The sequence below is a fragment of the Nocardia carnea genome (assembly GCF_029869215.1).
Taxonomy (GTDB): Bacteria; Actinomycetota; Actinomycetes; order Mycobacteriales; family Mycobacteriaceae; genus Nocardia; species Nocardia carnea_B.
The window spans coordinates 1-7548 of record NZ_JARWPM010000024.1 but is presented as its reverse complement, the minus strand read 5'-3'; the positions used below and the strand labels follow the sequence as shown (position 1 = coordinate 7548).

Annotated in this window: 4 protein-coding genes and 1 pseudogene; 2 read left to right on the top strand and 3 right to left on the bottom strand. The window is 62.3% G+C overall.

What is annotated here, in order from left to right; all coding sequences use genetic code 11:
* The first annotated feature begins 464 nt into the window (after positions 1 to 464).
* Complete coding sequence (locus QH276_RS00550) at positions 465 to 1367, top strand: cutinase family protein (RefSeq protein WP_280400143.1); 903 nt, start codon at positions 465 to 467, stop codon at positions 1365 to 1367.
* A 6-nt stretch (positions 1368 to 1373) separates the two neighbouring features.
* Here the strand turns inward: QH276_RS00550 and QH276_RS00545 are convergent, their stop codons facing one another.
* The gene (locus tag QH276_RS00545) at positions 1374 to 2354 is read right to left on the bottom strand and encodes an ElyC/SanA/YdcF family protein (RefSeq protein ID WP_280400142.1); all 981 of its coding nucleotides are present in this window, start codon (positions 2352 to 2354) and stop codon (positions 1374 to 1376) included.
* An 84-nt stretch (positions 2355 to 2438) separates the two neighbouring features.
* Positions 2439 to 2624 (bottom strand): annotated as a pseudogene (locus QH276_RS00540) (MBL fold metallo-hydrolase); the annotation flags it as partial.
* A 29-nt stretch (positions 2625 to 2653) separates the two neighbouring features.
* On the opposite strand from QH276_RS00540, the gene QH276_RS00535 reads away from it, so the two are divergent.
* On the top strand, positions 2654 to 4099 hold the full coding sequence (locus QH276_RS00535) for a recombinase family protein (RefSeq protein ID WP_280400141.1): 1446 nt from the start codon (positions 2654 to 2656) through the stop codon (positions 4097 to 4099).
* Between the two features lie 953 nt (positions 4100 to 5052).
* Here the strand turns inward: QH276_RS00535 and QH276_RS00530 are convergent.
* Positions 5053 to 6300, bottom strand: coding sequence for an ATP-binding protein (locus QH276_RS00530; protein ID WP_280400140.1), 1248 nt, complete (start codon positions 6298 to 6300; stop codon positions 5053 to 5055).
* Positions 6301 to 7548 lie beyond the last annotated feature (1248 nt).

Below are 7548 nucleotides of genomic sequence, written 5' to 3'. Positions count from 1 at the left end.
GGGCGGGGGGGGGTGGGCCCCCCCCCCCCCCCCCCCCCCCCCCCCCCCCCCCCCCCCCCCCCCCCCCCCCCCCCCCCCCCCCCCCCCCCCCCCCCCCCCCCCCCCCCCCCCCCCGGTCGCGGGTGGCGCTCACCTCGGGGTGCGGATCTGCCGGTCCGCGGATCCCTCGCCGCCCCGCCGGAAAACCGGATGTAACGGACATTTTCGGTGACAGGCCGCCTTGGCATGTGAATATCCTGTGGATCAGGGGGGAACACCGGTAGATTGTGCTGCCGATACGGACATTTTGTGATTGGCTGTTCGTCGGCGAGATCTGCTGCGTCACCAGCCGTTCCCCGGTGGCCACGGACCCGCCCATACTTATGCGTCAAGCCGCAATGATGCGGCATGTCCTTGGACTGTTTTGGGAATCCTGGGAACAGGTAACGGCCCGTGGCCGTCTCGGTGAGCACTTGGAGTACACGATGCCTGGATGGAAGAACGCCGCAGCCGGTCTGGCGGTAACCCTTGCCACTGTCCTCGCCCCCGCGGTGGCCACGACGACCGCCCACGCCGCGCCGGCACACTGCCCGGGACTGTACGTCGTCGCGATTCCCGGAACCTGGGAGACCTCGAAGACCGATCCGGGCAAGGGCATGCTCGCCGCGGTCACCGAGGGCCTGCCCAACGGCGCGTACACCGACTATGTCGCCTACACCGCGACCGCGTTCCCGTGGGAGGGCGAGGTCTACGGCCGCTCGAAGAACGAGGCGTTCGCCGGTGCGCGCGGCCTGATCTCCGAGGTCGCGGGACGTTGCGCCAATACTCGCTTCGCTCTGCTCGGGTACAGCCAGGGCGCGGACGCCGCCGGTGATCTCGCGTCCGAGATCGGCACCGGGCTGGGCGTCGTCCCGGCCGACCGCGTCGCGCTGGTCGGTTTGATCGCCGATCCGCGCCGCTCCCCCACCGATAACCTGATCGGCCCGGCGGTACCCGGCGCCGGTGCGGGCGGACCGCGGCTGACCGGTTTCGGCTGGCTGAGCAACCGCACCTACACCTTCTGCGCGGTGGGCGATCTGTACTGCTCCACTCCCGAGGGTGATTTCGCCGCCCGGATCGCCGGCTTCTTCGCCCAGGTGTCGAACGCCGACCCGGCCCAGTTCGGCAACTACCACTCGCTCGGCCTGGAACTGCTGAACGACGCCCTCGCCGCCGGTGGTCTCGGCCTGCTGCACGATCAGCTCAACGGCGCCGCCTACGAGGAGCGTAAACAGCAGATCGACGATTTCGTGAAATCCGGTATCCACCAGAGCTACCCGAGCTACCGGGTCGCGGGCGGCGCCACCGCGCTGTCCTGGCTGCGGCAGCAGCTGATCAACCTGGCCTGAGCGAGCTCAGAACCTCTTCTCGGTCGGCCGGATCATCTCGCCCAGCCTGTCGTACGCGCCGCGGATATCAGCGGGGATGGGCTGGGCGACGATATGGCCTTCGGCGGGATAGGTGTCGAGCCGCTTGACCTCGCCCATGATCGCGGAGGCGATTTCACCCGGCGGTACGGCCTGCCCGGGGTCGGTCCGCAGGCCGTACCGCAGGTAGTTGTCCACCGTGACGTCATTGGTGATGATGGCGGCGTGCTCGACCTCGGGGCCCTGTTTCATGATCGTCGCCCATACCCGGCGCGCGTGTTGCGGTGTACATCCCCCGATGACCGAACTCACGTCGCGTCCCTCGGCACGCAGCAGCGCCAAGGAGTTGCTCGCGTTCTCGCCGGTGTTGCGTGCGAAGCGGTCTTCGATGATGCGGTGCGAGCCCAGCCCCTTCCGCTCGGCCTCGGTACGGAACCGCACGGCTTCGGGCACAAGAGCGCCCTTGCCCGGATCGGCGTAGCCGGAGAACACGACGGGTGTATCGCCGAGGCCGCGGTCGCGCAGGAAATGGGTGAGCACCGCGGCGCCCCCGATATCCGGGCTGCCGAACATGACCGCGCCGCCGTACTGCCGGTCCGGATCGAACTCCCATTTGGGGTCGTGCCGCAGGTAATCCCAGATCGACCCGAGATCGGCCAGGACGGCGTCGGTATCGACCCCCCGGCTCCGCATACCCTCGAGCCATTCCAGGTACGCGGCTTCGCGCCGCCCGTTGTACACCCGGTCGCTTCCGATCAGCGCGCGGCCGGCGGAGTCGATCGGTATCACACCGCGTCGATCGGCACCGAGCAGCATCCCCGCGGACGCTTCTGTCCCACTGATCAATTCACGCTCTGCCCGCACCACATGGGTGACCCCGGTGGTCAGCGCGTTCACCGTGCGAGCGGCGGCTGCCCGGGCGACCTCCGCCATATCGCCCGAGCTGTGCGGGTCTCCACCGGATCTCATGGACCGCCACCCTTGGTCACATCGATGCGAGCACGGCAGTAGCCATTCTGCCGCATCACCACCGGTGGGCGTCCGGGCCCGGTGTCACCAGCCCCGGCTCCGCCACTCCGCCAGCTGTGGCCGTTCGGCACCGAGAGTGGTGTCGTCCCCGTGACCGGGATAGACGATGGTGTCGTCGCCGTAGCGGTCGAACAGTTTGCTGGTCACCCCATCGAGCAGGGTGGTGAAATCCTCCGGCCGCCAGGTCTTCCCGATGCCCCCCGGAAATACAGGGGGTTCTGAGCGGGTAACATAGCATCATGGCAGGTAGGGCGGCTGTTTACTGTCGAATCTCCGAGGATCCGCGGAGTACAGAGAAGGGCATCGCGCGCCAACGCGAGGACTCGATACGCCTCGCGGAGTCTCGGGGATGGGAAGTCGTGCGGGTGTACACCGACAACGACATTTCCGCACTGAAGGGGAACAAGCACCGCAAGGACTACGAGGCCATGCTCGAAGCAGCCGCACGCGGCGAGTTCGACCATATCGTTGCGTACGGCCTATCGCGCCTTTGGCGGAACCGGCGCGAACGCGCCCATGCGATCGACCTCCTGTCGAAGGCCCATGTAGGCATCGCGCTCGTCAAGGGCTCGGACATCGACCTAACATCCGCCGCCGGCCGGATGTATGCCGGAGTACTCGGCGAGTTCGACACAGCGGAATCCGAGATCAAGGGCGAGCGCATCGCCCGCGCGGCGCAGCAACGAGCCGAGGAAGGCCGGGCCAACGGGCCTGTCGCTTACGGGTGGAGACGCATCTACCATCGGGACGCTGCGGGCAACGTACTGAGCTGGGAAGACATCGAAGATCCGGAACCGGCACAAGTCGTCCGGAAAATCGTCGCGGACCTGCTGGCTGGCCTATCGCTGAAAGCGATCGTCAAGCGCCTGAACGAGGAAGGTGTCCCGACGCCCCAGGGAAAAGGACACTGGATGTCGTCAACCGTCCGGAAGTTGGCTCTACGCAAAATGAACATCGCGGTGAGGACACATCGCGGCCAGGAGTACCCGGCCGCCTGGCCAGCGATAGTGGATCGAAATGACCACGACCGCGTGACAGCCTTGCTTACCGCTCCCGGTCGTTCAGCGACTAAGAGCGGCGCGCGTCGGCACCTACTGTCTTTCGGGATCGGTCGATGCGGGGTGTGTAACTCCACCCTTCGGGTCGTGAATCGCGGTGGTCCGCATGTTCTATATGCCTGTCCGACTGGCCGCGGATGCGTTGGGCGCCGGGTGGAATGGGTAGACGAGTTTGTCGCACAGGTCGTGTGCACGAGGCTGACACAGCCCGATGCACGCGACTTGTTCGCCCGAGACGACACCGCCGGACAGGAAGCACGGTCACGGGCCGACGCCATCCGGTCTCGACTCGACAGCGCTGCGGACGCGTTTGCCGATGGAGCCATCGACGCTCAGCAACTCTCGCGGATCACGGCAAAGCTCAAGCCGGAGCTCGCCGCAGCGGAGGCTGACGCAATTCGAGACGCTGCCGGATTAGACGGCGAACTGCTGTCAGACATCGCTACCAACGACGCTCGGCAAGTGTGGGACGGCCTCGTTGTAACACAACGAATCGCCGTCCTCAACGCTTTAGGTGTCCGAGTGACCATCCTTCCAGCCCGAGGCGGGCCTGGCTTTAAACCTGAAGGTGTCCGAATCGACTGGAATGAATACGATTCAGTATTTGAGTTCAAAGGCCCCCGCTGATCTCCACCAGCGGCGCCCACGGCACTGGAACCACGACAGATCCATTGCGGAAAGAGCCGCCTAACACAGCAACCGTTCCCAAGACTTCGAATATCTTTGCCCCCACTTACGAGTTGGGTCGAGCGACAAGAGAAAGTTGCTCACGACCTTCTTTTCGAAGTCATTCATATCCGGACACTCACTCGGGTCAAACAGATCCGAGACGCGCTCCCGAAGGTAAAATGGAAGCCATTTACCCTTTACCAGAGTATGGCATTTACCCGATTCATACACCGCATCGATCTTTTTCGCTATCGACCCCTCGAAAGCCTCGAATTCATCATCACCCATCCCCGACGCAGTTTTTATCTTGGATCTCGTAGACCAAATTGACCGCAAATCGGAGTCAGACACCTTCCCTCGGGAGTAATTTGCGCTCGATCCGATTCCCAAGACCGTAGCCACGCAACAAAGAACCACCCAGTCTCGCCACTTATGGGCTGCATCCTGGTGCCAGCTTCCGAGACGCTCGGCGAGGTCCCGAGAGTCAGCTGGCGACAAACCCACAGTTGCGCCAAGCGCTCTAGCCGTATCCCCATGCATAAGTATATCGGCTTCGACGTCATATCCTCGCGTGTAGAAAATATGCGGATTCCTTTTTGTGCCACCCGTGACTATTTCCGCATCTCTGTCCAGCATAAACACAGCCACTTTGGGGCCAGCAGAGGAAGCCTGGATCAAATGGCCACTCCTCCGCATAGTTTCAAATACCTTTAGCACCCCCTCCTTCCCTCCGGATGTATAGATCTTGTCCACACGCGATATTTCGTAATCGCCAGCCAGAACCGCACTAGATTCGGCAATTAATCCATAATATGCGCTATCATGACTTTTTCCCTCCACGACTATATGGAGGGACCGCAAGCTAATCAGCACCCTTCGGCTGAAAGCTTTTGGAGACCAGGCAGGCTTGCTCAGAGCTCGATTATGCAACGATCCTCCAGCTCCGCCATTATCTCCGGTGAGTGCGTGGCCATAATAAGTTGCGCCGAAGGACTCACAGTTCGCATGCATTCGACCAACTTGTTCTGCCACGCTACGTGCATTGAAAGCTCTGGCTCATCTATCAGCACGGAGTTACTTCCCGCATCCAAGCATTCCAGCAATATCACAAGAAGCTGACGCTCGCCGCTCGAAAGGTGACGCAAGGGAATATCAGCGCCGTTCACACTTACGCTGATTCCATCGTCTCCGAAGGTCACCGTACGGCCCTCGGTATACAGAGTTCTTACCAGCTCCTCCAGGCGACGCTGAGGGGCCAAGAGCTTCGCGACTTCAAGCTCAACCTTTTGTAAGCGCTGAACGATATCCGGCAAAATACTATCTTCGTTGTATCGACTTTCAAATTCTCCGAAATCCCTGAAAGCAAATCCCATACGCGGGTTGGTTCGCTCACTGAAGAAATCGGTTACCAGTTGATACGCCTGATGAACGTCAAGCGGCTCAATGGACTGGTCGCGCTTCCTGACGCCCCGGAGGGCAACCTCTAGCACTGCCGCGAGTGCGTGGTCTTGGGCGGCCCGGATTTCACGGTTCGCCCGAAACCTCCAGTCCGCCCACCGCTGCTCTATTCCCGCCGCGAAGGCCTCATCCAAATCGAGGCTGCGCGCCCGCTTCTCCATCACCCTGCGGTGCGGCGATCGAGGCGGCGTACTCAAGATTCTAGATATAGGAAGCCAACGGTGAGTATATCGAAGCGACGACCGAATCGGCTTAGGCGTAGTCCTCCAGAGTGCGGGTTTCTCACTCTTCGTTGTCTTTACATACACCAACTCTGACGTTTCAGCATCATATATTTCATCTACATACTCTTCTTCGGCCTGCTGAATATCACGCTTAGATATCTCTCTTACGATATTTTGATTTCTATCCTCGCTATAAAATTCAACACGAGCCGACGTGAAAGCAACCGAATGGAGCACTTCAGTGTTTCCGGATAGTGCACTATGAAGAATTTTTAGCATCGAAGTCTTACCAGAACCATTGGGACCCCAGAAGACATTCACGTCAGTATTTAAATGATGTTGAACCACCCCCTTGCGACCAGACAGGCCTTTAATTTCAAATGACACAATCCGCGTCATGTTGCTCCGTTCCCATTTTGAAAAACAACCACTGTCAACTAATCCATGCTCGAACACCAGGCATGAGACATTTACCATGCGAACTATAATTGATGGTTCTCATGTACAGTGTCATTCTCAAGTGAATGCCGTTGGTTCACTCCCGGCCTGCGTATCTGCGAAAGAGTCACTGCCGTTACATATCTCACGCGACTTGGCAGCGAGATGGACAGCCGTTCCGCGAACCTCATGCCGGTGACGGCCCTGATCCGACTCTCTGGGAGCGCCTGCCCCTCCGGCGAGGAGCGGGGGTCCGGTGGGCAGAGCCCCCGCGCGCAGCCGTCAGGCTGCGGATACCTGGCAGTGGAGCGTGGGTTTCCGGCGTGGTGGGTGTGTCTCTCCGGTCGGCCTGGGGCTGCCCGATCACACGGGCGCCGAGCGTCAAGGGTGGCCGCAGGCCATCGGCGTAGCCGACGCGCAGCGCCCTTGATGTTCGGTGGTCGTGTGATAGCCCCGTTCTTGGCCGACCGGAGAGGCACGCCCGGCACGGTTACCTGAGCGGAGCGAACGCGAGAGCGTCAGCTCTCGGACGAGTGCGCCCTGGCGCGCTCGATTACCGCAGCGTCACATGCCAACTCTGCCACTGGGAGCGACGCCTTTGGCGTCGGAACGTATACCAACGCAACCACGCACCCAACGCACCGATACCCCATCCCAACGCAACCAGAGTCTTTTGTCTTTTCACCCCTGCCTGCTCCCCCTACCTCCTGAACTGAATTCTTTTGGATCTCCTCACCCCCTCAGTCCCACATCTCGTGCGCACGAAGTGTGTATGAGATGTGGGACTGAGGGGGTGAGGAGATCCGACAGCGTGAAGCGTCGCCCATGCAGGTCAGGGAGCGGTAGGGGGAGCAGGCAGGGGTGAGAATTACGGTCACAACTTGTGACCGCAAGAACACCGGGTTTTCGCCTGGTTTTCTCACAGCTACCGGCTGTTCAAGATCGGGTTTCGGCGCCTGCGGCGCCGTGCGCGGCCTGCCGGCCGCGTGCTCCTGGTGCGGGGCGCCTGCATTGTGTTCGCGCGCCCCTCCAGCCTCAAGGGCGCTGCGCGTCGGCTGCGCCGATGGCCTGCGGCCACCCTTGACCCTGGAGCCTCTACGCGCGAAGGCGCAGGCTTTACCGGGCAGGCCGGGGGCCTGCCCGGGGTGGGGGGGGGGGGGCCCCCCCCCCCCCGCCCAGAACCCCCCCCGCGGGGGGGGGGGGGGGGGGGGGGGGCGCGGGATGTTTTTTGGGGGGGGGGGAGGGGGGCGGGGGGCAAGGAGGCGCACCCCCCCCGGAGCCGCCGGG